We start from the raw sequence: 23,363 nt of genomic DNA on the forward strand, positions 1-23,363 counted from the left end.
CTTGCGCGACATGCGCTGGCCACCACCACGAGGTTTCGACACACATCATGTTTGAGGGAATCGCACGAGTTCCGGGAGACGCCATTCTAGGTCTTATCGACGCGTTCAATAATGATACCAACCCCAACAAGGTTGACCTGGGCGTCGGGGTGTACCGCGATAAACAAGGCCAAACTCCCATCCTCGATAGCGTCAAGGCGGCAGAAAAGCGCCTTTTGGAGAGCGAAACCACCAAATCGTACATTGGCTCCCATGGCGACCCCCGCTATACCAATGCCGTCCTCAAACTGGTGCTCGGCGAGACTTCGCCAGTACTTGCCAACCAGCGCGCCAGCGCTACACAGTCACCGGGCGGCACCGGCGCACTGCGTCTGGCAGCCGACTTCATTCGCACCAACCTGGGCAAGCGCGGCATCTGGGTATCCACCCCCACTTGGCCCAACCATTTAGGCATCTTCGACGCCGCTGATCTCGATATCCATCACTATCCTTACGTTGATAAAAACAACCGTCTCGATTTCGACGGCATGCTGGCCGCGCTTGAAAAGGCGCCTCAGGGCGATGTTGTGCTACTGCACGCCTGCTGCCACAACCCTAGCGGTTTCGATCTCGACAAACAGCAGTGGCAGCAGGTGCTGGAGTTGATCAAACGGCGTCAGCTGCTACCACTGGTCGACTTCGCCTATCAGGGCTTCGGCGATGGCCTCGACGAAGACGCCTACGGTGCGCGCTTGCTGGCGGAATCGCTCGACGAAGTCATCATCACCAGCTCATGCTCGAAGAACTTTGGCATTTACCGCGAGCGCACCGGCTGCTTTATTCTAGTGGCGCGCGATCATGAGCAGATGGAAAATGTGCGCTCTCAGGCCGCCATCGTGGCACGCGAAAACTACTCCAACCCGCCCGCGCACGGCGGTGCGGTGGTCGCTGAAATTCTCAACGACGCCTCGCTGACCGAACAGTGGAAAGGCGAAGTTGAAGCAATGTGCAAGCGCATTGCCGATCTGCGCAACGCCTTTGTCGATGCCCTCGAACCTTACGGCCTCAAGGAACGCTTCGCGTTTATCCGTGAACAGCGCGGCATGTTCTCGTACACCGGTTTGAGTCCCGAGCAGGTCGAGCGTCTGCGCAAGGAGTTCGGCATTTACATGGTCGGTTCAGGACGTGCCAACGTGGCCGGTCTGTCCAGCGACTGCCTCGATTACGTTGCCAAGGCGTTTGCCGAGGTGTGCCGCTAGGCACAGGCACCGCGATGCCAGTGCGGCTAGCATCACGCTACGCTGGCGTTAGGGCAGAATGAATAACTGCGACCAGGCAAATGCTTGGAAAAGGCTGAGTTCGGCGCTGTAGCGGACTCGGCCTTTTTGTGTCTCCACGCGTGGTCGCGAACAAATGGGCACCGCCCAATCGATGGCAAGTGCCGCCACTTGATGGATATTGGGCGCGAATTACCGCTATTCTCGCTCATGCAGCCAGCGCACTGGTATGCTAACAACTCGCTCGACTTATCAAGGAAGTCTTCATGGACAAGGCAGCACGCCTGCTACTGTTTGCCGATGTCGTCGATGCGGGCAGCTTCACGGCAGCAGCAGACCATCGCAACGTCAACCGTTCAGTGATCTCAAAACAAATTGGTCAGCTCGAAGAAGAACTAAGCGTGCGGCTGTTCAATCGCTCGACGCGTAGCGTATCGCTGACCGGCATTGGGCAATCCATCTATCCGCACGCGCTCAGAATGCGCGAAGCACTCGAAGCGGTAGAAGAAGTCGCACAGGTGAGTCAGAAAGAGCCGCGCGGCACGCTCAAGCTATCCGTGCCCAGCAACTTCGGCCATCACGTACTGCCGCAGGTGCTGCGCGAATACCTGCAACTCTATCCGAAGGTGCGCGTGGATTTGCGCCTTGAAGACAACATCGTGGATCTGATTGGCGGCGGTTACGATCTCGCCATCCGCATTTCCCAGCCGCGTGATTCAACGCTGATCGCGCGCCCCTTGGCGCGTAACCGCACCCTGCTGGTAGCTGCGCCTACGTTTATTGAGCGCCATGGCACCCCTTCCACGCTGACCGAGCTGCTGGCGATGCCTGCGGTTATCTATAGCCGTGAAGGGCTTACCCAAGACCACATCGAATACTTCAATGATCATGGGGTGGTCGAGAAAGCGACCCTGACCTCGCGCTATCGGGCCAACGACCCCGAGCTACTGCTCGGCGCCGTGCTCGATGGCCTGTGCTTCGCGCTGATGCCCGCCTTCAGCGTTGGCGAAGACATCGCTGCGGGGCGTCTGGTACCACTGCTGCCACAGCTGAAGCTAACGGCGCGTCCGGCAATCCATATGGTGTATCCACATCGCCAGTTTCTGGCCCAGAAAACCCGTGGCTTCATTACCTGCTTGCAGAAGGTGGTGGGCAGCGACACGCCGGTGTGGGAGCGCAAGATTACCGGCTTCGAGAATATGTACGGATTTGTGGAGGGGCAAGCGCCCTCGGTTTTCGATCTGCCGATTAGCCCCGGCGACCATTCGCCGCTGTAGCTACCGGCCTTCCACCTTCCGGCCCTGCGTCACAGTATCGCCTGATATTGCCGGTATCTCAGCGGGAAGAGCACACAACAACGGCGGCCGTTCTGTTATGGAACGGCCGTCGTTGTTATTGCAGATATCGCGCAAAGGCGCTGTTACAAGGTAGCGAGTCCGCGCGCCAGATCCTGCTTGAGATCCTCGATATCTTCCAGGCCCACCGCCACACGAATCAAGCCCGGTGCGATATTGGCCGCAGCGCGCTCTTCTTCCGACAGCTTGCCATGAGTGGTGGTGGCCACGTGAGTAATGGTCGTTTTGGTATCGCCCAAATTGCCGGTAATCGATACTACGCGAGTAGCATCGATCACTTGCCAGGCGCCCTGCTGCCCGCCCTTCACCACGAACCCCAGCACGGCGCCAAAGCCTGACTGCTGACGCTTGGCCAGTTCGTGCTGCGGATGGCTTTCAAGACCACCGAAGTAGACCTTCTCGACCTGCGGCTGCTGCTCAAGCCAGCGCGCCAGCGCCAGCGCGTTGTCACAATGAGCGCGCATACGCAGTTTGAGCGTTTCCAGCCCCTTGAGGAACACCCACGCGTTGAAGGGGCTGATGCTGGTGCCGCAGGTACGTACGACGCCGAGCACTTCATCCATGTCGGCATCGTCATTGCCGACGATAGCACCGCCAACGGCACGCCCTTGACCATCGATGAACTTGGTTGCCGAGTGCACCACCAAATCAGCGCCAAGCTTCAGCGGCTGTTGCAGTGCCGGGGTGCAGAAGCAGTTGTCGATTACCAGCTTGATACCGTGGCGATGAGCGATGTCGGCCAGCTTGGCGATATCGACAAGCTCTGACAGCGGATTGGAAGGTGTTTCAGCGAAGAACAGCTTGGTATCCGCCGAAATGGCATTTTCCCATTCGTCGAGATCGGACAGCGTGACGTAGCGCACCTTGATACCGATTTTGGAAAAATGCTTGTTGAACAGGCTAACGGTAGAGCCAAACAGGGAGCGCGACGCAACGATTTCGTCGCCCTGCTTCAACAGCGCCAACCCCATGGTCAGAATGGCCCCCATGCCAGAGCCCATTGCGACCGCCCTTTTGCCGCCTTCAAGCGCCGCCAGCCGTCGTTCGAAGGTTTGGATGGTGGGATTGGAAAAACGCGAGTAAACATTGCCCGCTTCATTGCCTGCAAACTTGGCGGCTGCTTCGGCAGCGCTATCGTAGACAAAGCTGGAGGTGGTGAAGATCGGCTCGCCGTGCTCTTGTTCGTTGGTGCGGCGCTGACCACCACGCACCCCTAGCGTGGCGAAGGAAAACTCTTCGTCCTCTGGAAACTGAATACCCATGCCTGATCTCCTTGCGACAAGAGACCGCTTGAAAAGCGGTCTCGAAAGTAAAACGACGTGCGCGCCATGATGTTTTTATAAGCGGCTGCTCGGCCTATTGGCGCCATCACCACGCGACACGATTAACGAGTGAGAGAAGTAGCCTAACGCTACTCTTCATCGCTTTCATTTTGCAACTCAAGCACCGCGCCGTCGTTGCGCTGGCGCTTGGCCGAATCGCTGCGCGAGAGTTCGAGATCAGCCAGATATTCGGCGTTGATATCGCCGGTGACGTAGCGACCGTCGAATACCGAACAGTCGAACTCACCGAGCTCAGGATTGACTTCGCGACAGGCATCCTTGAGATCATCGAGCTGCTGATAGATAAGACGATCGGCGCCAATCAGATCACCAATTTCCTGCTCGGTGCGGCCGTGACCAATCAATTCCATGGCTACCGGCATATCGATGCCGTACACGTTGGGATAACGCACCGCAGGCGCGGCCGACGCAAAATAGACCTTCTTGGCACCGGCCTCGCGCGCCATCTGAATAATCTCGTTGCAGGTAGTCCCCCGCACGATGGAATCGTCCACCAGCAGCACGTTCTTGCCTTCGAATTCGGTATCGGCGGTGTTGAGCTTCTGGCGTACCGACTTCTTGCGCATGGTCTGGCCGGGCATGATGAAGGTGCGGCCAATATAGCGATTCTTGATAAAGCCCTCGCGATAGGTCACCCCCAGCGCTTGCGCCATCTCTAGCGCAGCGGTACGGCTGGTATCAGGAATCGGAATGACGACGTCGATATCGTGATCGGGCCACTCGTGCTTCACGCGCTCGGCCAGCTTGGTGCCCATACGCATGCGAGTGCGATACACGCTGGCGCCATCGATAATGGAGTCGGGGCGCGCCAGATATACGTATTCGAAAATACACGGCGTGAAGGCTTTCAGCTCGATGCACTGGCGAGTGTGCAGCTGCCGCTGCTCGTCGATGAACACCGCTTCGCCCGGCCCTACATCGCGAATCAGCTCGAAGCCTGCCACGTCTAGCGCCACGGACTCAGAGGCGATCATGTACTCGGGGCCATCAGGGGTGTCGCGCTTGCCAAACACCACCGGACGAATACCGTTGGGATCGCGGAACGCCACCATCCCCATATTGTTGATGATGGCTAATCCGGCATAGCCACCGCGGCAGCGCTGGTAAACCCGACTGATGGCGGAAAACACGTTCTCGGCCGACAGCCCGTGCCCCTCCTTGCCCAACTCGTGCGCAAGAATGTTGACCAGCACTTCTGAATCAGAGGTGGTGTTGATATGGCGCAGATCGGTACGGAACAGCTCTTCCTTCAACTCAGCACAGTTAGTGAGGTTGCCGTTATGCACCAGCGCGATGCCGTGCGGCGAGTTGACGTAAAACGGCTGGGATTCGGCTTCCGAAGCCGACCCTGCGGTCGGGTAACGCACGTGACCAATGCCAACGTTACCGCTCAACCGCTTCATGTGGCGAGTGCGAATAACGTCGCGCACCAGCCCGTTACCCTTGCGCAGTAGAAAGTGACCTTCGTCCAGAGTCACCATGCCGGCGGCATCCTGCCCACGGTGCTGGAGCACTGTCAGGGCGTCGTACAATACCTGGTTGACTCGAGAGTTAGCCACCACGCCTACAATACCGCACATCGCGTTAATTCCTCACTGTTTGGGAGAAGTTGTCGAGTGACTCGACTTCATCCGGTAGTCCCGGTTGGTCAGCGGACTGACCTTGTTTCAATTGTTGATAGCGCAGCGCAATTTCGTGCTGCAAGAGCGATACCGTCGGTTTGAGCGCCGCCTGCTGCCAGGCAGGTGTTTCAGCGACCGGAGTCAGCGGAATCAGCACTCCGATCAACGCAACGATCGCCGCTCCTTTGGCAGCACCAAACAGGCCGCCCAGCACGCGGTTAAAACTGCCCATGCCCACCCACGACACCACTGCATTGAGAAAGCGCATGCACAAACCGCCGGCGACGATGACACCAAACGCCACTATCACAAAACCCACTACCGTGCGTAGCAATGGATTCTCGATGTAGTCGGTTAATAGCGCGCCGGTTTCAACGCAAAAGGCCCGGGCTACCAGCAGTGCAACAATCCACACTACTAACCCGAGGCCTTCGCGAATAAGTCCGCGTACGATTCCCATCAGTACGCACATGGCGAGAATGGCGACGAAGCCCCAATCAAGCCATGTAAAGATCATCCAGCGTTACCACCGCTGTGCACAACGAAGCCGTTGATGTTGGCTTTCTGCTGCAGTTGGGTACGCGCGCTCTCACCAGCACCTGAGCTGTTATACGGACCCACCAATACCACTTTATTGGCACCACGCGAGATCTGGTAAGCGTTGAAGCCGAGCCCTTTCAAGCGCTTGACGAGATTGTTGGCATTGGCCGCATTACCGAAGCTGCCAGCCTGTACCGACCAGCGACCGCTGGCGGAAGCACCTGAAGCGCTGGCGCTGGACGACGCGCTAGAGGCGCTGCTGCCGTTGGAGTCATAACGATTGGCTGCGGCCAGAATCGGATCGGAAGATGCCATTGAGCCGCTGCTGCTTTTCTGCGGAGCGCTCTTCGGCTGGCTGTTGCTGGCAGTCGAATGACCAGTATTACTGCTAGCCTGCTGCGGTTTGGGAGCCGGCTTGGAAGGCGCAGGCTTCGACGGTGCAGGCTGAGCGGGCTGCGGCTTGGAAGGCTCGCGATGCTCGGGGCGGTGCGGAGCTGGAGCAGGCTGAGTGTGCTGCTGAGCGGTGCTTTCGTGGACCGGCTGGGACGGCTCCATCTGGTGCGACTGCTGATCGGCATTGCTGCCTTCATCGCTACGTTCGTCGCTGCCAGCAGCGTTATTGCTGTCGCTGCCTTGCTGGGCCTGATTCACCGAAGCCTGAGCGTCGGGATGAATGTCTTTGGGACCTTCACTGCCGGGCAGCAGCTGGCTGTACTGGGAAACATCAGAGCCTTCGCCCTGCTGCTGGCCTTCGCCGCCTTCGCTGGCTTCACCGTTGTTGGCCTGCTGCTGATCGTCCGGCACATCAATCTGTTCTTCATTGATGGTCATGTTCGGCGCCTGACCGGAACTATCCTTCTTACCGGAGCCACCGAAAAACATTGGCACGACGATAATCGCCAAGGCGACGAGAATCGCACCACCAATGATCCGTTCTTTCATTCCGTTTCTCATCCGTCTACTCCTTGACTGCGCTTGTTCAGCCACTCCAGTGCCGCCGCAACGGTCACGAAGGAGCCACACACCAGCACTTCCCAGTCGGCCAGCGCTTCATTTTTATCAATCCATACCAAGGCATCCGCAACGCTGTGCGCTTCGAACATCACTTGGCCTCCCCCTGCAATCACTCGCTCGGCCAGACTTGCCGCGCTACGCCCGCGATCCCCCTCAATGGTGGCACAGACCCAGCCATCTATCACTGGCGCAAGCTCAGACACTACCGAATTCGCGTCCTTGTCGCCAAGCATTGCCAGCAGCGCGATGCGCCCTTGCGGTACTGGCCCGTTGGCAAGCTTGCGCGCCACCCAGCCAGCGGCATGGGGATTATGCGCGACATCGAGGCACCAACGGCCAATTCGCTGCATTCTGCCTGCCAGCGTTAGAGCTTCAAAGGCCTGGCTAACCTGCGCTTGATCTGGCTCGATGCCCGCAAGCACCAGCGCCTGCAAGGCACTGGCGGCATTATCGAGCGGCAACTGCGGTTGTGCCAACTGTTCAAGACGAAGCGGCTGGCCCTTGGCAGCAATCCCGTGCCAATCGAATTGGCCGCTGCTTGTATGATAATCGAAGGTGGTGCCGAGCGCCGCAACTACCCGCACACCAAGCTGCTCGGCGTATTCGGCAACGCTATCGGGCAGCGTACGACTGCCCAGCACTGCCGCGCCACCCGCACGCATGATACCGGCCTTCTCGCGGCCAATAACGGAAATATCGGTGCCCAGATAGTCGGCATGATCGAGCGCGATGGTCGTAACGACGGCGACGTCGGCATCAAAGATGTTCACCGCATCCAGACGACCGCCGAGCCCTACTTCCAGTATCGCGATATCAGGCGACTGCTGGCGAATAATCAGTGCTGCTGCCAGCGTGCCTGTCTCGAAATAGCTAAGGCTAACGGCGGGTTCGGCCAGCCGCGCACGCTCAATACGTTCGAAGGCGGCCACCAGCTCGGCATCGGAGGCTTCGAGGCCATTGACGCGCACCCGCTCGTTGTAGCGCAGCAAATGGGGTGAGGTATAACAGACCGAACTGAGACCACAGGCCTGCGCACAGGCGTCGATCATGGCAACGGTAGAACCTTTGCCGTTGGTTCCCGCAACGCTGATAACGCGCGGGGCCAGCGGTTGATCGAGCAAGCCGAGCCGACGCGCCACTTCCGCGACGCGCTCAAGCCCTAGATCAATAGCCGCATGATGCTGGTGCATCAGGCGTTCGAGCCATTGATCAAGCGATGCGCTGCTATCTGTCATGCTGCTGCCCTATCGCCATACCACCGTCAGTGTGATCACGCATCCGGAGCGTCGGGCCAGTCCTGAGCCGCAGGTTCTGCGGGCTGAATGGCGGGGGCAACCGGCTGATGCTGCAGTTTGCGCAGCACGCGACCCAGCGTTTCGCGCAATTCGTTGCGGTGCACAATCATGTCAACCGTGCCGTGTTCCAGCAGGAACTCACTGCGCTGGAAACCTTCCGGGAGCTTCTCGCGTACGGTTTGCTCGATAACGCGAGGTCCGGCAAAGCCAATCAGGGCGTTGGGTTCTGCGATGTTAAGATCGCCGAGCATTGCCAGCGACGCCGAAACTCCGCCGAACACGGGATCAGTCAGCACTGAAATATAGGGCACGCCGGCGTTTTTCATGCGCTCAAGCGCGGCAGAGGTTTTCGCCATTTGCATCAGCGAGAACAGCGCTTCCTGCATACGTGCGCCACCGCTGGCCGCGAAACATACCAGCGGGATGCGTTTCTCTAGCGCAAGCTCGGCGGCACGTGCGAACTTCTCACCCACCACTGAGCCCATCGAGCCACCCATAAAGCTGAACTCAAACGCCACTGCCACTACGTCGAGCCCGTTGAGCGTGCCCTGCATGGCGATCAGCGCGTCGTTTTCACCGGTGCTTTTCTGGGCAGCTGCCAGACGATCCTTGTAGCGCTTGGAGTCCTTGAACTTCAGCCGATCGATCGGTTTCAAGTCTTCCAGCAGCTCGCTGCGGCCCTCTTCGTCGAAGAACCAGTCCAACCGCGCACGCGCGCCCATGCGCAAATGGTGATCGCATTTGGGGCACACATTCTGGTGGTGTTTGAGTTCGGGAAGGTAAAGCACTGCTTCACACTTGGGACACTTGGTCCACAGCCCGTTGGGAATGCTCTGACGCCGGTCGGCCTGACGCGTGCGGCCCATCGACGGTACAATTTTGTCCAGCCAGCTCATGAACTCTGGATATCCTTGATACATTGAGGCTTCGCTCAAGCGAAGCACTGACAAAAAATGGGCGCTAGCCTTACCTTGCTATTCCCGTAGCCAGCACGCTGGTATAGCGCGCAAAGGCTAATGTGCGATGGTGTTGAGCAGCGCTCAGTGCACCACACTGCGATTGGAAATAGAGCGCAGCGCGTGCCACGCATTGTAACGGTGACACGGGGTAAAGTGGTAGTGCCCAACCACTATCATAATTGGTCGGCTGCATTAACCGCCGCCGCGAAGTCGCGCATACGCTGAGCATCCTTGATGCCCGGAGCGCTTTCGATACCGCCTGACACATCGACCGCATAGGGCGCGACCTGCTGAATGGCGCTGGCGACATTAGTGCTATCAAGCCCGCCCGCCAGGATAATGCGTGGCGCCAACCACTCGGGAATTCGCTGCCAGTCGAAACGCTCACCGGTGCCTCCCGGCAGCGCCGGATGCCAGGCATCCAGCAGCAGTCCTTGGGCGCTCTGGAAACGCTGACTTTCTCGCTCGAGATCGATATCGCTGGCCATGCGCAGCGCTTTGATCCACGGCAGCGGCACCTGCTGGCACGCTTCCGGAGATTCGTTGCCATGCAGTTGCAATAGATCGAGGTGGGGAGCGGCCTGTTCGATGAACGACGGCGAGGCATCGACGCAAAGCCCAACCCGCGTCACAAAGGGCGGCACGCATTTCACCAACTCGGCCAGCCGTTCAAGGCCGACCGCCCGCTTGCTTCCCGACCACAGTACGAAGCCCAGTGCATCGGCACCTGCTGCCACTGCGGCCTCGATATCCTGCTCTCGGGTTAGCCCACAGAATTTTATTCTGGTTCTCACGCCTGCCCCTCCTGCTGCGCTTGCGCCAATTGCTCGGCGATACGCGCACGGCGCTGCTCAAGGTAGTGACCAATAGGCACTTCGCGCTCACCGCTCCATTCGCCGAGAAATGCTAACGCTAGCGGACCTAGCGGCATGGCCGGCAGTTCTTCACGGGCAGCGTAGCGCGCATCGACGAAATGCAGGCCGCTGGCAGGCGCGGTAGCGCCCGCATCTGCACGCACCCCTGCCGCCAGCAGCTCGCCACACCATTCCACGGGATAGCGCTGATCACCAATGGCAATCAGCGTTCCCGCAATATTACGAATCATATGATGAAGGAAGGCATTGGCCTGAACGTCGATGACCACCAGCGGCCCGTAGCGATCGACCTCAATGAAATGAAGATGACGCCACGGCGTACTCGACTGACAGCGCGCTGCGCGGAAGGCTGAGAAGTCGTGCTCGCCAACCAGCACCTGCGCTGCCTGATGCATACGCGCTGCATCCAGTGGCGTGCGGTGCCAGGCCAGCAGCTGACGACCGAGTGCGGGAGCTCGAGCACCGTTGTAAATAACGTAGCGGTAGCGTCGCGCGATGGCGCTGGCACGCGAGTGGAAATCGCTGCTGACCGGCACCGCCCATTGCACTCTTATATCGCGCGGCAAATTGGCATTCACGCCCATCACCCAGGCTTTTTGAGTGCGCACTGACGGTGCATCGAAGTGAGCAATTTGACGACTGGCATGCACACCGGTATCGGTGCGCCCGCTTGCCGACAGCTCAACCGGCGCTCGCGCGACCTTGGCTAATGCTTCTTCCAGTGCTTGCTGAACAGAAGGCGCGTGCTTGAGCCGCTGCCAACCGCAGTAGGCGGTGCCTTCATATTCAATGCCCAAGGCAATGCGTCCGGTCAGAGGCGTGCGTTCATCAAGCTTGGCAAAAAGCGACATCGGGGTTCCGCAACTGGATAGCAACCATAACGCCCGTTAAAGGCGTTGAAGAAGGCGAGGATTATCGCTGACCTGCAAAGCCTTCGCAAACCAGCGCGATGTTTTCCTGGTGCTAAGGCGAGGGGCACATAAAAGACCAGCAAACAGCGGTAGTCTGCCTTGCACGGCGCTCAAGATAGCCGGAAGAAGGGCTCCCACCACCCTCTGGCCGCCCTCTCGGCCGTCATGCAGACTGGCAGCGCTATCCGCTTATCGTTCGCGGGGAGGGTCGCGCGCCAGCGTGAGTCTGCTGATTACTGAGTCTTTTGCGGATAATCGAAGGTAAAGCGCTGAGTAAAGGGCGAGAACCATTGATCGATACCGGTCGCCTTATCGACATGGCGCTGGTAGCCATTGTCGTCTGGCGCACTGTACTTGAAGATCACCGTATAGCGCCCTTTTCCGGCCAGCTTAACGGAGTTGGCGTAATGCGGACCATCGGCGGCCGACATTGGCAGCAGATGACCAAACTCAAGATAGTGGTCATCGCCTTCTTTTCGGATCACGTAATCCACACTCAGGTAAGGTACCCAGCTGCCTTCGCTATACCCCCAAGGGTTACCCTTCAACGCATGCACGTCGGTTTCAAGATGGACAATATTCTCGCCCATCGCCATCGAGACCGGCATCGGAGACGTGGTGATGTTTTCCAGATAGGCGGAAGCGATTTGTAGATGGTGATGCGTTACTGGTCCGCCAATCGGAAATTCTTCTGCCTGAACCGAACCGCTTACCAGCACTGCACTGATCGCTGCCACAACGCCCGCCGTTATTCTTGCCATGTTTCCCTCGCTGATGACGTCTATCTCTGAATGTGAGTGATTATCGCTATTAATAAGACGGCTATCGGCATGGCGATGTCAATTAAAGGAAGGTGGTGTGGACACCGCTTATCTTTTGCTCAAACGCAAAAACGCCTTGCAGCGTCAGACACTGCAAGGCGTTTTATCAGCATGAAGGGAGCTGTTACTTACCCTTGGCGCTGCTTGAGAATATCCAGCATGCGGCGCAGCGGCTCGGCGGCCCCCCACAGCAGCTGATCCCCCACTGAGAAGGCCGACAGATACTCGCCGCCCATGGCCAATTTGCGCAGCCGCCCGACCGGCACATTGAGGGTGCCGGTCACCGCCGTTGGCGTGAGCTGCTCAAGGGTTTGCTGTTTGTGGTTGGGCACCACCTGCGCCCACTGGTTGTGCTCGGCGATGCGGCTTTCGATTTCATCGAGCGGCACATCGTGCTTGAGCTTGATGGTAAACGCCTGAGCATGGCAGCGCATCGCGCCAATGCGCACGCAGGTACCGTCGATCGGCAGCGTGCCGGGGGCGAGACCCAGAATCTTGTTGGTTTCAGCGCCGCCCTTCCACTCTTCCTTGCTTTGACCGTTGTCGAGTTCGACATCAATCCACGGCAGCAACGAGCCTGCCAGCGGCGCGCCGAAGCGCTCGGTAGGCAGCGTGCCATCGCGCATTGCGGCGGTCACCTTGCGATCAATATCCAAAATGGCACTGGCCGGCTGATCGAGCTCAGCGTTGGCGGCCTGCCCCAGCGCGCGCATCTGCACCAAAAGCTCACGCATGTTTTGCGCACCAGCACCGGAGGCCGCCTGGTAGGTCATGGAAGTCGCCCACTCCACCAGCCCTGCATCAAACAGACCACCCAGCCCCATCAGCGCCAGGCTAACCGTGCAGTTACCACCGGCAAACGTGGTCATACCGGCGTCGAGTCGCTGATCGATCAGGCCGCGATTGACCGGATCGAGCACAATCACTGCGTCATCTGCCATGCGCAGGGTGCTGGCGGCATCAATCCAGTAGCCTTTATAGCCTGCTTCGCGCAGCGCCGGATAAATGGTTTTGGTGTAATCGCCGCCCTGGCAGGTCACAATCACATCGACGGATTTAAGCGCCTGAATATCGTGAGCGTCCTGCAGTGCCGGCACCTCTACGCCAATATCAGGACCCGCCTGGCCCGCCTGCGACGTGGAGAAAAACACCGGTTCGATGCCGTGAAAATCCTGTTCTTCGAGCATCCGCTGCATCAGCACGGAGCCCACCATTCCTCGCCAACCGACGAATCCTACCCTGAGCATAATGTTCTCGATCCTACTGTTCGGGAAGCGGTTGCTTCCCTGCTAATCATGTCGCTGCAAGGCAGCCAGTATGACGCTTGATACACGAGCGCGCATCCCATCACGAGACGCGCGCTTGAATACTTGCCACGGCACCCGCTGGCGCCGCTAGTTGCTACGAAGCTAGCGCGGTAACCACCGCATCGCCCATCTCGCTGGTGGACACCACGGCTTCTCCGGCTGCGGCGATATCCGCAGTGCGCAGGCCCGCGTCGAGCACCTTACCGACAGCCGATTCGATTCGCTCAGCCAACGCCGCCTGATCCAGCGTATAGCGCAGCATCATGGCCACCGACAATATGGTCGCCAGCGGATTGGCGATGCCCTTGTCGGCAATGTCGGGGGCGCTGCCGTGAATCGGTTCGAACATGCCCTGCCCCTTATCGTTCAGCGAGGCAGAAGGCAGCATACCAATCGAGCCGGTCAGCATCGAAGCTTCGTCGGAGAGGATATCACCGAACATATTGCCGGTAACGATAACATCGAACTGCTTCGGCGCGCGCACTAGCTGCATGGCAGCGTTGTCGACGTACATGTGGGAGAGCTCGACATCGGGATATTCACCGGCCAATTCTTCCATTACGTCACGCCACAAAATGGTGGCTTCAAGCACGTTGGCCTTATCGACCGAACACACTTTCTTGCCGCGCTTCTGCGCCATCTCGAAGGCCACGCGGCCAATCCGCCGCACTTCGTGCTCGTCGTAGATGTAGGTGTTAAAGCCGTAGCGGGTGCCGTCATCGCGGGTCTCGATACCGCGCGGCTGCCCGAAATAGATGCCGCCGGTCAATTCGCGCACGATCATGATATCGAGCCCCGAGACCACTTCAGGCTTGAGCGCCGACGCCGACGCCAGCTGCGGATACAGAATCGCAGGACGCAGGTTGCCGAACAGATTAAGCGCCTTACGAATGCCGAGCAGGCCCTTCTCGGGACGCTTGGAAATATCTTCGAGCTTGTCCCACTTGGGGCCGCCTACCGCACCGAGCAGTATCGCATCGGCTGCCTTGGCCGCCGCAATGGTTTGCTCGGGCAGTGGCTCGCCGGTGGCGTCGATGGCATCACCGCCTACCTTGCCGTATTCGAGCGTCACGTCGAAGCCGTGCGGCTTCAGCGCTTCAATCACCTTGACCGCTTCGCGGGTAATTTCGGGCCCGATACCGTCACCGGGCAATACCAGAATTTTGCTCATTAACGTGATTCTCGTTGGTTCATCTAAGCGGGAAGGCGATCAAGCACGAAACAGCCATGGCTGCTCGGCCTTGTGCCGCGCTTCAAAGGTGCGAATGGCGTCGGCCTGCTCGAGGGTGATGCCGATATCATCGAGACCGTTTTGCAGGCAGTACTTGCGAAACGAATCGACCTCGAAAGGAATCTGCTCGCCGCTGGGCGTATTAATCTGCTGACCGTCGAGGTCGACATCAAGGCAGTAGCCTTCGGTGCTGTCGACTTCCTGGAATAACCGGTCGACCGTCGCTTCGTCGAGGGTAATCAGCAAGATGCCGTTCTTGAACGCATTATTGAAGAAAATATCGGCGAAGCTGGGCGCGATAATCACCTTGAAGCCGAAGTCTTCCAGCGCCCAGGGAGCATGCTCACGCGAGCTACCGCAGCCGAAGTTGTTGCGCGCCAGCAGTACGCTGGCCCCCTGATAGCGCGGCTGATTCAGCACGAAATCAGAGTTCTTCGGGCGCTGGCTGCAATCCTGACCGGGGTAACCTTCGTCGAGATAGCGCAGTTCGTCGAACAGGTTGGGGCCAAACCCTGAGCGTTTGATCGATTTCAAAAACTGCTTGGGAATAATCAGGTCGGTATCAACGTTGGAGCGATCCAGCGGTGCCACCAATCCTTCCTTGCGTACAAATTTTTGCATGGTCGTTCTCCGAATTGGCTTAGGCGCTGACCGCCTCACGGGGTGCGTGTTCGAAATCACGCACGTCAACGAAATGGCCGGCAATTGCAGCGGCGGCGGCCATCGCGGGGCTAACCAAATGGGTGCGGCCACCGTAGCCCTGACGCCCTTCGAAATTACGGTTAGAGGTAGAAGCACAGTGTTCGCCCGCGCCCAGCTTGTCGGCGTTCATGGCCAAACACATGGAGCAGCCCGGCTCGCGCCACTCGAAGCCTGCCTCTTTGAAAATCCGGTCGAGCCCTTCCTTTTCGGCCTGTTTTTTCACCAGCCCCGACCCCGGCACTACCATCGCCAGCTTGACGCTAGAAGCAACGCGACGACCCTGCGCTACCTTGGCCGCTTCACGCAGGTCTTCAATACGCGAGTTAGTGCACGAACCGATGAATACGCAGTCGAGCTTAATGTCGGTGATAGCCTGATTGGCCGCGAGACCCATATACTCCAGCGCGCGCTCAATACCACGACGTTTGGTGTCGTCGCTTTCCTGCGCCGGATCGGGCACGCGATCATGCACGCCCGCGACCATCTCGGGGCTGGTGCCCCAGGTCACCTGCGGTTCGATGTCCGCCGCGTTAAGCTCGACTACCTTGTCGAAGTGGGCACCTTCATCGGAAACTAAATTGCGCCAGTGAGCCACTGCGGCATCCCACTGCTCGGCACTGGGCGCGAAGGGACGATGACGGATGTACTCGAAGGTGGTGTCGTCGGCCGCTACCAAACCAACGCGTGCGCCTGCTTCGATCGACATGTTGCAGATGGTCATGCGGCCTTCCATCGACAGGCCGCGAATGGTTGAGCCAGCAAACTCCATGGCGTAGCCAGTCCCACCTGCGGTGCCGATTTTGCCAATCACCGCCAATACGATATCTTTCGCAGTGACGCCGCGCCCCAGTTCCCCTTCAACGCGCACCTGCATGTTTTTCATCTTGCGCTGGAGCAAACACTGGGTGGCCATCACGTGCTCGACCTCGGAAGTACCGATGCCGTGAGAAAGCGCCGCGAAAGCACCGTGGGTAGAGGTGTGCGAATCGCCACACACAACTGTCATGCCGGGCAAGGTGGCACCTTGTTCAGGGCCTACCACATGCACGATGCCTTGACGCAAGTCATTGATCGAGTAGAGCTCGATGCCAAAGCTTTGGCAGTTATCGTCCAGCGTGGTGACCTGAATGCGCGAGACATTATCCTTGATGCCGTTGACCCCTTCGCTACGCTCCACCGGCGTTGTCGGCACATTGTGATCAGCGGTAGCCAAATTGGCATCCAGACGCCATGGTTTGCGCCCCGCCAGACGCAGCCCTTCGAACGCCTGAGGCGAGGTTACTTCGTGAAGCAATTGGCGATCGATGTACAGCAGCGACGTGCCATCGTCGCGGGTACTCACCAAATGCGCTTGCCATAACTTATCGTACAATGTCTGGGCTGCCATAGCCTGTCTCCTCATGAACGGCCCTCAGCGTCACGGATGCTAGGGGCTGTCGAATACTGCTTAACATTATGAATGCGACTATTGGAGCAAAAAGAGCACTTAATTTCAACCTTTACCCAGTGCGCGGCAACTTTATGCCTTCTTTTTCCATATTAAAGCAACTTACATAGATTACCGCTGCGCCACGGATAAAAACAATTCATATTTTTCATTTAATTCATTCCTTATAGGAATTTATATCGCCCTTGGGAGCACCATGGATACCCAAAGCCTTATCGCTTTTGTCGCCGTTGCAGAGCTCGGCTCCTTCTCGCAAGCAGCACATCAGCTGCACCTGACGCAACCGGCTGTCAGCAAACGTGTTGCGGTGCTTGAAGGCCTGTTGAACCAGCGCTTGTTTGATCGTCTTAACCGCACCATTCGATTAACCGACGCAGGTCGTCGACTTCTGCCTAGGGCGCGACAGATTATTGCGCTGACCGAAGAGGCGAATCGGGAGGTGGCAGAGGTCGGGAGTGAGCCTAGCGGCACTCTGAGGCTTGCGACCAGCCATCACGTTGGCTTGCATCGCTTGCCGCTGGTCTTGAAGGAATACGCGTCTTTGTATCCGAAGGTACGCTTGGAACTGGATTTCCTCGATTCAGAACAGGCCCACCAGAAAGTAGCGGATGGCAGCGTCGAGCTAGCGGTGGTAACGCTGGCACCGCAGCCCGATAGCTCGGTGAACAGCGCGCCGCTGTGGATCGATCGGCTGCGTTATGTGTGTGCATTGGATCATCCGCTGACCCAGAACACTGCAGTTACCCTCGCTCAACTGGCTGAGCATGAGGCAGTGCTGCCCGCCAACCGCACCTTCACGCGACAGCTGGTGGCCGATCAGTTTGCTCAGCTGGATTTATCGCTGCAGGTGGCGATGTCGACCAATTACCTCGAAACGCTGAAAATGCTAGCGACGGTAGGACTCGGCTGGGGGCTGCTGCCCGAGCGCATGGTCGATGCAAACCTGCATCTGCTACCGGTTAATGTCCCTGTGCTCGAACGACCGCTGGGCTATCTACACCATCAAAAGCGTACCTTGTCACGCCCAGCCCGGGCGATGATAGCGTTACTCGATCAACACCGTGACCTTCGTCGATAGAAACCACCGCCGTATTGCTGGCATACTTTGCGATAACGCACTGCATTTTTAGAATAACCGCCTCTTGGCACATCTACCGGGAACGCAACACGTGGCAATATCCTCTTGCTGCCGGTGCCTTCAAGCGCACCTTTATGTAAGTCCGATTCACAGCGGCCCTGCCAACAACAACAAATAGGACCATCGAGACAATGAAATCACTGCTTGCTGCAGTATCGCTGAGCGCGCTACTGCCATCCCTCGCCTGCGCACAACAGGATGTCGACACCAACAAACTGGCCAGCGTGCCAGCACAAGGCGAAGCCAGTCCGTACATGTCGGATTGGCTCACTCAACATATCAACGTTATTGGCAGCCACAACACCCGCTTTGGGCCTCAGCCGGTCGACGATATCTATCTCGAGTACGAATTCATGGGCCGCAAGGGGCCGTTTGATTTGTATGGCTACGTCGACATGCCGAGGTTTCTGGGCATTGGCAATAGCGCAGACAAAGGCGCCTGGAATGACGGCTCACCGCTGTTCTGGGAGCTTGAGCCGCGGCTGTCGATCAACCATCTGACCGGCAAGGATCTGAGCATTGGCCCGTTCAAGGAGTTTTACCTCGCGGCGGATGACATCTTCGATCTCGGTCATAATCGCGACGGCCGTCAGCACACGCTCTATATCGGGCTTGGCACCGATATAGACACCCACAGCCGGGTTAACCTGTCATTCAATCTGTACGGGCGACGTCAGTTCGAGAACTATCGCGCCAGTAACGAGAACAGTTGGGACGGCTATCGTGCGCAGGTGAAATACATTGTGCCGCTAACGCAGGTGGCCAACGGTGACCTGACCTGGGTGGGCTTTACCAACTACGACTTCGGCTCCAACCTCGACAAGGATAATCCCGGGGTGCGCACCTCAGAGGCGTGGGTATCAACCAACGTACTGTCGCTGTCGTGGACGCACTGGGCGGTTAGCGTGGTGGGCCGCTACTTCCATAACGCCAGCAACTTCCGCTCCGGTGCCGATCTCGGTGGCTCCGATGCCAAGTCGACCGGCTGGGGCGAATACTTTATCGTGACGTACAGCTTCTAACGGCCGCTCTGGGAAGGATATACAGACGAAGATGCCGCTGGCACCCAAACAGCGGCATGTCGGGGAAAATCACTGTTACTCGCTAACACAAGCCCGGTACACGCGCTAAAGAACGGCCCACACCTTCACCATATGGTGATATGCAGCGGGCCTGGCGTAGATGGTCATTCTCCATCGTCAGTACCTGAACAGGTTGCTCGCCCTATCGAGCAGCTTAGGTCGTATCATCTGGATGACCATCCGCAGCAGACTGCCAATACCCGCCCCTCCCCACAGCCCTTGAGAGCTCACCGGCCTCAGGGCTATCCAAGCGCCGTAGCAATGGCAATTAAACTGATATAAGCCACCATCGTAGCGCCTTTATCACTGCAGGATATCGCCAGCTAGGTAGACCTTTCCAAGCGTCAATTGGAGCGCATATTCATCCGTCACGTACATGTTCACCAGCGCGTTTCTACCTGAAGATTCGCATCGCCCATGCGCGTGACATCATTCGCAGCAGTCACCTTCCCATTACGGAAATCGCCATGATGTGCAGGGTCGAATACAGCTCATGCTCTTCCCACTGCTGCCGCGCTGTGTTCGGGATACCCCCTGCAAGGATCGCGCTGGAGGAGTGACGGCTGCAGCGTCGGCAATGGCCGCAGGTTAGGCATGCCTGATCGCCAGTCACCGATCCGATTGCGACACGTTGAAAAATGAAGATTGTATAAAATATAAAACCGTGAAATTCTGTACTTACAGGAGCCAACTCCAGCATTGCTACTGCTAATCATCCCGTCACAACAATCATCACTGGGAGCCGTGAGTAGTGAAAAAAGTCAAAGTCGTAGATTCGCATACCGGGGGCGAACCCACCCGCGTCATCATGTCGGGCTTTCCTCTACTGGCAGGCCACACCATGGCCGAAAAGCGAGAATCGCTGCGCCAGCAGGATGAGTGGCGACGTGCCGTGATACTCGAGCCGCGCGGTCACGATGTGCTGGTAGGCGCGCTCTACTGCCCCCCGGAATCCGCAGATGCCACCTGCGGGGTTATTTTCTTCAACAATACCGGTTATCTGGGAATGTGTGGTCACGGCACCATCGGCCTGGTTACCACCCTTCACTACCTTGGCCTTATCGAACCGGGCCTGCACCGGATTGATACTCCCGTAGGCCAGGTCCGTTGCCAATTGCACGACGATGGCTCGGTCACCCTGTGCAACATACCGGCCTACCGCTATCGCACAGGCGTTAACCTGGAGGTGCCTGGGTATGGCCCGCTCAAGGGGGATATTGCCTGGGGCGGCAACTGGTTTTTCCTGACCGGTGACCATGGCCAACGGATTGCTTTCGATAACGTGGCCCAACTGACCACCTTCTGCACCGCCATTCGCTTCGCTATTGATGCCAGCGGGCTGAGCGGGGAAAACGGCGGCACTATCGACCATATCGAACTTTTTGCCCCCACCGATGGCGCTGATAGCCGCAACTTCGTGCTATGCCCGGGCGGCGCTTACGACCGCTCTCCCTGTGGTACCGGCACCAGCGCCAAACTGGCGTGCCTGGCCGCCGATGGCAAGCTCAAGGAGGGGCAATGCTGGCACCAGGCAAGCATTACCGGCAGCGTCTTCGAGGGGCATTTCATCCAGCAGGATGGCTGTATCACCCCCTATATCAAGGGCCGTGCCTGGTTGACCGCCGATTCCGAGCTGTTGATTGATGAAAGTGATCCATTCGACTTCGGCATTGAGCAGCCTTGGGTCATGTCCAGTGACTCGATGGCCTCGGCCATATCCCTGCCTTGAGGCAAGCACAGGACTTGCCCGTTTTTCACTCACTGCTACTAACCACTGAACAGGACACACAATGAACAAGAAAATCTTTACAGGGTGCATTCCTGCATTGATGACCCCTTGCAAGGAAGACCGTAGCCCCGACTTCGATGCATTGGTGAAAAAGGCTCGCGAGTTGGTGGAACTCGGCATGAGTGGTGTCGTCTATTGCGGTTCGATGGGTGACTGGCCGCTGCTAAGCGAAGCCCAGCGCCAACAAGGGGTCGCGCGTCTGGTGGAAGCCGGCATTCCCACCATTGTGGGCACTGGTGCAGTCAACTCCCGCGAAGCCGTCTCCCATGCAGCGCACGCAGCATCCGTAGGCGCCGCCGGTCTGATGGTCATTCCACGGGTACTCTCCCGTGGGACCTCGGTGGCTGCTCAGCGAGCTCATTTTTCCGCCATCCTGGAGGCCGCTCCTGACCTCCCTGCGGTGATCTACAATAGCCCCCATTATGGTTTCGCGACTCGTGCGGATCTTTTCTTTGAATTGCGTGAACACTACCCAAACCTGATCGGTTTCAAGGAGTTCGGCGGCGCCGATGACCTGTTGTATGCGGCCCAGAACATCACCTCACAGGACGATGATGTCACCCTGATGGTCGGTGTAGACACCAATGTCTTCCACGGCTTTGTGAACTGTGGCGCGACCGGCGCTATTACGGGTATCGGCAATGCACTGCCGCGTGAAGTCTTGCAACTGGGCGAGTTGTGCCTCAAGGCCGCCAGTGGCGATGTAACCGCTCGTCGTCAGGCCAAAGAGCTGGATGAAGCACTTAAAATGCTGTCGATTTTCGATGAAGGAGCTGACCTGGTGCTTTACTACAAGTACCTCATGGAACTGAATGGAGACACTGAATACAGGTTGCACTTCAATGCAACCGACAGCCTGACGGAGGCCCAGCGTCACTATGCCCGCCAGCAATATCAGCTGTTCCGTGACTGGTATGCTGGATGGTCAAAGGAACTCGCATAAGGAAGCAACATGAATGCTGCTATTACCCTGCCGATTGATGAGGCGCAAGCCCTGGCAGAACGGCTGCTCAAGCGTCAGGGTTTCGCTGAACCTCATGCCCAGGCCATTGCGCGCACGGTGGTGGCCGGTCAGCGCGATGAATGTTTCTCGCATGGGCTGTATCGCCTGCTGGGCTGTGTCCACACACTGAAGGCAGGCAAGGTCAGCCCCTCAGCGCAGCCCGATCTGCACGATCAAAGTCCGGCCATTGTGCGCGTGGATGCCGGCGGCGCCTTTTCCCAGTTGGCCTATGAACTGGGTCGCCCGGTTCTTGTTGAAAAGGCGCGCAGCCAGGGCATTGCCGGATTGGCCATCAATCATTGTGTCCATTTCTCGGCACTTTGGATAGAAATCGAGGCCCTTACCCAGGCCGGTCTGGTGGCCTTTGCCTGCACCCCGAGCCATGCCTGGGTCGCCCCGGCCGGTGGGACCTCCCCCTTGTTGGGCACCAACCCCATGGCATTTGGCTGGCCGCGCGGAGATGATACGCCGCCTTACTTGTTTGACTTCGCCACCAGTGCAATAGCCCGTGGCGATATTGAACTTGCCCGTCGCGAAGGCCGTGCCGTGCCTGAAGAATGGGGCATTGACGGAGAAGGTAACCCGACGTCCGACCCGGCCACTATTCTGGATGGAGGGGCCATGCAACCCTTTGGCGGACACAAGGGATCGGCACTTGCGACCATGGTAGAACTGCTGGCGGGCCCCCTGATTGGCGACCTGACCAGCCATGAATCGATGGCCTTTGATGACGGCGCTGGAGGGCTGCCCTACCACGGCGAAATCATTTTGGCCTTCGATCCCAAACGCTGGCTGGGCGACGGCTACCAGGCCTCGATGCAGCGAGCCGAAGGCCTTTTCGAGCGAATGGCAGCGCAAGGCGCACGCCTACCCTCGCAACGCCGCTACCAGGCACGAAAACGCAGCCTGGCCAATGGCCTGCGTGTCGCCAAACCGCTGTACGATGAATTGTTGGCGCTGGCCAACGGTAACGCCTGACCACCATCAGTAAAGGAAATGCCCATGGCAACCTTCAAGACGCGTGCCCAGGCCGTGGCCGACGATGTACGCAGGCGTATTCTGGCCGGCGAGTTCCCGGGAGGGTCACAGCTGCGTCAGGATGGCCTGGCATCTGATTACGATGTCAGTCGGATTCCTGTACGTGAGGCGCTACTGGCACTCGAGGCCGAGGGTCTGGTGGTGTTCCATGCCCATCGCGGCGCCTTCGTGACAGAGCTTTCGCTGCCCCATATACGCGAGATCTTCACCCTGCGCTCGCTGCTTGAATGCTTCATCCTGCGCAAGGCCATCCCACGTGCCAGCGAGGAAAGCCTGAATGAGTCCGAACGGGTGCTGGCCAACTATGACCGCGCGCTGAATTCCGGCGGCGAAATAGACAACTGGAGCGACTATAACCTGGAGTTTCACCGCTCGATTTATGCCCCCGCCAACCAGCCCGAAACCCTGGCCCTGATCATGCAGCTGAACCAGCAGGCCGACCGCTATATACGCATGCAGCTTCTATACAGCCGCAAGATCGAAAAGGCCGTGGCAGAACACCACGAGCTGTTGGCGCTGGTACGTAAAGGCGACATTGACGCTGCCTGCGCGCTATTAAAGCGCCATATCGATGAAGCCTTTGAAAGCATCGCCAGCGTGCTGACGATTCCTCACTCACAGGATGAGGGATGATT

General features: G+C 58.2%; 21 protein-coding genes. 8 read left to right on the top strand and 13 right to left on the bottom strand.

Features of this window, described 5'->3' with window-relative positions:
* The first annotated feature begins 47 nt into the window (after positions 1-47).
* Both R84865_RS01795 and R84865_RS01800 read left to right on the top strand, forming a co-directional pair.
* A complete protein-coding gene (locus R84865_RS01795; RefSeq protein ID WP_435638680.1) occupies positions 48-1,238 on the top strand; it encodes an amino acid aminotransferase in 1,191 nt (396 codons plus the stop codon).
* 284 nt (positions 1,239-1,522) lie between these two features.
* Positions 1,523-2,533: a LysR family transcriptional regulator gene (locus R84865_RS01800; protein ID WP_435632912.1), complete on the top strand. Its 1,011-nt coding sequence runs from the start codon at positions 1,523-1,525 to the stop codon at positions 2,531-2,533.
* A gap of 143 nt (positions 2,534-2,676) precedes the next feature.
* Here the strand turns inward: R84865_RS01800 and R84865_RS01805 are convergent, their stop codons facing one another.
* The 13 genes from R84865_RS01805 to leuC form a co-directional block, all read right to left on the bottom strand.
* On the bottom strand, positions 2,677-3,873 hold the full coding sequence (locus tag R84865_RS01805) for an O-succinylhomoserine sulfhydrylase (RefSeq protein ID WP_435638681.1): 1,197 nt from the start codon (positions 3,871-3,873) through the stop codon (positions 2,677-2,679).
* Between the two features lie 149 nt (positions 3,874-4,022).
* The gene (gene purF, locus R84865_RS01810) at positions 4,023-5,534 is read right to left on the bottom strand and encodes an amidophosphoribosyltransferase (protein ID WP_435638682.1); all 1,512 of its coding nucleotides are present in this window, start codon (positions 5,532-5,534) and stop codon (positions 4,023-4,025) included.
* Positions 5,535-5,538: 4 nt separating this feature from the next.
* Positions 5,539-6,093, bottom strand: a complete 555-nt coding sequence (locus R84865_RS01815; protein ID WP_435632915.1) for a CvpA family protein — start codon at positions 6,091-6,093, stop codon at positions 5,539-5,541.
* On the bottom strand, positions 6,090-7,058 hold the full coding sequence (locus tag R84865_RS01820; protein ID WP_435638683.1) for an SPOR domain-containing protein: 969 nt from the start codon (positions 7,056-7,058) through the stop codon (positions 6,090-6,092). Before R84865_RS01820 ends, R84865_RS01815 begins: the two co-directional genes overlap by 4 nt.
* Before the next feature lie 8 nt (positions 7,059-7,066).
* Entirely contained in the window at positions 7,067-8,365 is a 1,299-nt protein-coding gene (gene folC / locus R84865_RS01825) for a bifunctional tetrahydrofolate synthase/dihydrofolate synthase (protein WP_435638134.1), read from the bottom strand.
* A gap of 35 nt (positions 8,366-8,400) precedes the next feature.
* Complete coding sequence (gene accD, locus R84865_RS01830; RefSeq protein WP_435632918.1) at positions 8,401-9,321, bottom strand: acetyl-CoA carboxylase, carboxyltransferase subunit beta; 921 nt, start codon at positions 9,319-9,321, stop codon at positions 8,401-8,403.
* A 236-nt stretch (positions 9,322-9,557) separates the two neighbouring features.
* Entirely contained in the window at positions 9,558-10,178 is a 621-nt protein-coding gene (locus R84865_RS01835) for a phosphoribosylanthranilate isomerase (RefSeq protein WP_435632919.1), read from the bottom strand.
* Positions 10,175-11,110, bottom strand: a complete 936-nt coding sequence (gene truA, locus R84865_RS01840; RefSeq protein WP_435638684.1) for a tRNA pseudouridine(38-40) synthase TruA — start codon at positions 11,108-11,110, stop codon at positions 10,175-10,177. The genes R84865_RS01835 and truA overlap by 4 nt, the downstream gene beginning before the upstream one ends.
* A 293-nt stretch (positions 11,111-11,403) precedes the next feature.
* A complete protein-coding gene (locus tag R84865_RS01845; protein ID WP_435638131.1) occupies positions 11,404-11,931 on the bottom strand; it encodes an iron transporter in 528 nt (175 codons plus the stop codon).
* Positions 11,932-12,119: 188 nt separating this feature from the next.
* Positions 12,120-13,238, bottom strand: coding sequence for an aspartate-semialdehyde dehydrogenase (gene asd, locus R84865_RS01850; protein WP_435638685.1), 1,119 nt, complete (start codon positions 13,236-13,238; stop codon positions 12,120-12,122).
* Positions 13,239-13,392: 154 nt separating this feature from the next.
* Positions 13,393-14,469 (bottom strand): 3-isopropylmalate dehydrogenase, encoded by a 1,077-nt coding sequence (gene leuB, locus R84865_RS01855; protein ID WP_435638686.1) that lies wholly within the window; start codon positions 14,467-14,469, stop codon positions 13,393-13,395.
* Positions 14,470-14,508: 39 nt separating this feature from the next.
* Positions 14,509-15,150, bottom strand: coding sequence for a 3-isopropylmalate dehydratase small subunit (leuD, locus tag R84865_RS01860; protein ID WP_435638687.1), 642 nt, complete (start codon positions 15,148-15,150; stop codon positions 14,509-14,511).
* Between the two features lie 19 nt (positions 15,151-15,169).
* Positions 15,170-16,618, bottom strand: coding sequence for a 3-isopropylmalate dehydratase large subunit (leuC, locus tag R84865_RS01865; RefSeq protein ID WP_435632925.1), 1,449 nt, complete (start codon positions 16,616-16,618; stop codon positions 15,170-15,172).
* A gap of 256 nt (positions 16,619-16,874) precedes the next feature.
* On the opposite strand from leuC, the gene R84865_RS01870 reads away from it, so the two are divergent.
* From R84865_RS01870 to R84865_RS01895, 6 genes are all read left to right on the top strand, one after another.
* Positions 16,875-17,756 carry a LysR family transcriptional regulator gene (locus R84865_RS01870; RefSeq protein ID WP_435632926.1) on the top strand — a complete coding sequence of 294 codons (882 nt, stop codon included), beginning with the start codon at positions 16,875-16,877 and terminating at the stop codon, positions 17,754-17,756.
* A gap of 191 nt (positions 17,757-17,947) precedes the next feature.
* A complete protein-coding gene (locus R84865_RS01875) occupies positions 17,948-18,838 on the top strand; it encodes a nucleoside-specific channel-forming protein Tsx (RefSeq protein ID WP_435632927.1) in 891 nt (296 codons plus the stop codon).
* An 811-nt stretch (positions 18,839-19,649) separates the two neighbouring features.
* The gene (locus R84865_RS01880) at positions 19,650-20,627 is read left to right on the top strand and encodes a 4-hydroxyproline epimerase (protein ID WP_435638688.1); all 978 of its coding nucleotides are present in this window, start codon (positions 19,650-19,652) and stop codon (positions 20,625-20,627) included.
* A 61-nt stretch (positions 20,628-20,688) separates the two neighbouring features.
* On the top strand, positions 20,689-21,630 hold the full coding sequence (locus R84865_RS01885; RefSeq protein ID WP_435638689.1) for a dihydrodipicolinate synthase family protein: 942 nt from the start codon (positions 20,689-20,691) through the stop codon (positions 21,628-21,630).
* A gap of 9 nt (positions 21,631-21,639) precedes the next feature.
* A complete protein-coding gene (locus R84865_RS01890) occupies positions 21,640-22,668 on the top strand; it encodes an Ldh family oxidoreductase (protein WP_435638690.1) in 1,029 nt (342 codons plus the stop codon).
* Between the two features lie 24 nt (positions 22,669-22,692).
* Complete coding sequence (locus R84865_RS01895) at positions 22,693-23,361, top strand: GntR family transcriptional regulator (RefSeq protein WP_435632931.1); 669 nt, start codon at positions 22,693-22,695, stop codon at positions 23,359-23,361.
* Positions 23,362-23,363: the final 2 nt, after the last annotated feature.

This window comes from Carnimonas bestiolae, from assembly GCF_051251145.1.
Lineage (GTDB): Bacteria > Pseudomonadota > Gammaproteobacteria > Pseudomonadales > Halomonadaceae > Carnimonas > Carnimonas bestiolae.

Coding starts and splice junctions, on each gene's coding strand:
- R84865_RS01795 (WP_435638680.1), top strand. CDS start 48: ATGTTTGAGGGAATCGCACGAGTTCCGGGAGACGCCATTCTAGGTCTT.
- R84865_RS01800 (WP_435632912.1), top strand. CDS start 1,523: ATGGACAAGGCAGCACGCCTGCTACTGTTTGCCGATGTCGTCGATGCG.
- R84865_RS01805 (WP_435638681.1), bottom strand. CDS start 3,873: ATGGGTATTCAGTTTCCAGAGGACGAAGAGTTTTCCTTCGCCACGCTA.
- purF (WP_435638682.1), bottom strand. CDS start 5,534: ATGTGCGGTATTGTAGGCGTGGTGGCTAACTCTCGAGTCAACCAGGTA.
- R84865_RS01815 (WP_435632915.1), bottom strand. CDS start 6,093: ATGATCTTTACATGGCTTGATTGGGGCTTCGTCGCCATTCTCGCCATG.
- R84865_RS01820 (WP_435638683.1), bottom strand. CDS start 7,058: ATGAAAGAACGGATCATTGGTGGTGCGATTCTCGTCGCCTTGGCGATT.
- folC (WP_435638134.1), bottom strand. CDS start 8,365: ATGACAGATAGCAGCGCATCGCTTGATCAATGGCTCGAACGCCTGATG.
- accD (WP_435632918.1), bottom strand. CDS start 9,321: ATGAGCTGGCTGGACAAAATTGTACCGTCGATGGGCCGCACGCGTCAG.
- truA (WP_435638684.1), bottom strand. CDS start 11,110: ATGTCGCTTTTTGCCAAGCTTGATGAACGCACGCCTCTGACCGGACGC.
- R84865_RS01845 (WP_435638131.1), bottom strand. CDS start 11,931: ATGGCAAGAATAACGGCGGGCGTTGTGGCAGCGATCAGTGCAGTGCTG.
- asd (WP_435638685.1), bottom strand. CDS start 13,238: ATGCTCAGGGTAGGATTCGTCGGTTGGCGAGGAATGGTGGGCTCCGTG.
- leuB (WP_435638686.1), bottom strand. CDS start 14,469: ATGAGCAAAATTCTGGTATTGCCCGGTGACGGTATCGGGCCCGAAATT.
- leuD (WP_435638687.1), bottom strand. CDS start 15,150: ATGCAAAAATTTGTACGCAAGGAAGGATTGGTGGCACCGCTGGATCGC.
- leuC (WP_435632925.1), bottom strand. CDS start 16,618: ATGGCAGCCCAGACATTGTACGATAAGTTATGGCAAGCGCATTTGGTG.
- R84865_RS01870 (WP_435632926.1), top strand. CDS start 16,875: ATGGATACCCAAAGCCTTATCGCTTTTGTCGCCGTTGCAGAGCTCGGC.
- R84865_RS01875 (WP_435632927.1), top strand. CDS start 17,948: ATGAAATCACTGCTTGCTGCAGTATCGCTGAGCGCGCTACTGCCATCC.
- R84865_RS01885 (WP_435638689.1), top strand. CDS start 20,689: ATGAACAAGAAAATCTTTACAGGGTGCATTCCTGCATTGATGACCCCT.
- R84865_RS01890 (WP_435638690.1), top strand. CDS start 21,640: ATGAATGCTGCTATTACCCTGCCGATTGATGAGGCGCAAGCCCTGGCA.
- R84865_RS01895 (WP_435632931.1), top strand. CDS start 22,693: ATGGCAACCTTCAAGACGCGTGCCCAGGCCGTGGCCGACGATGTACGC.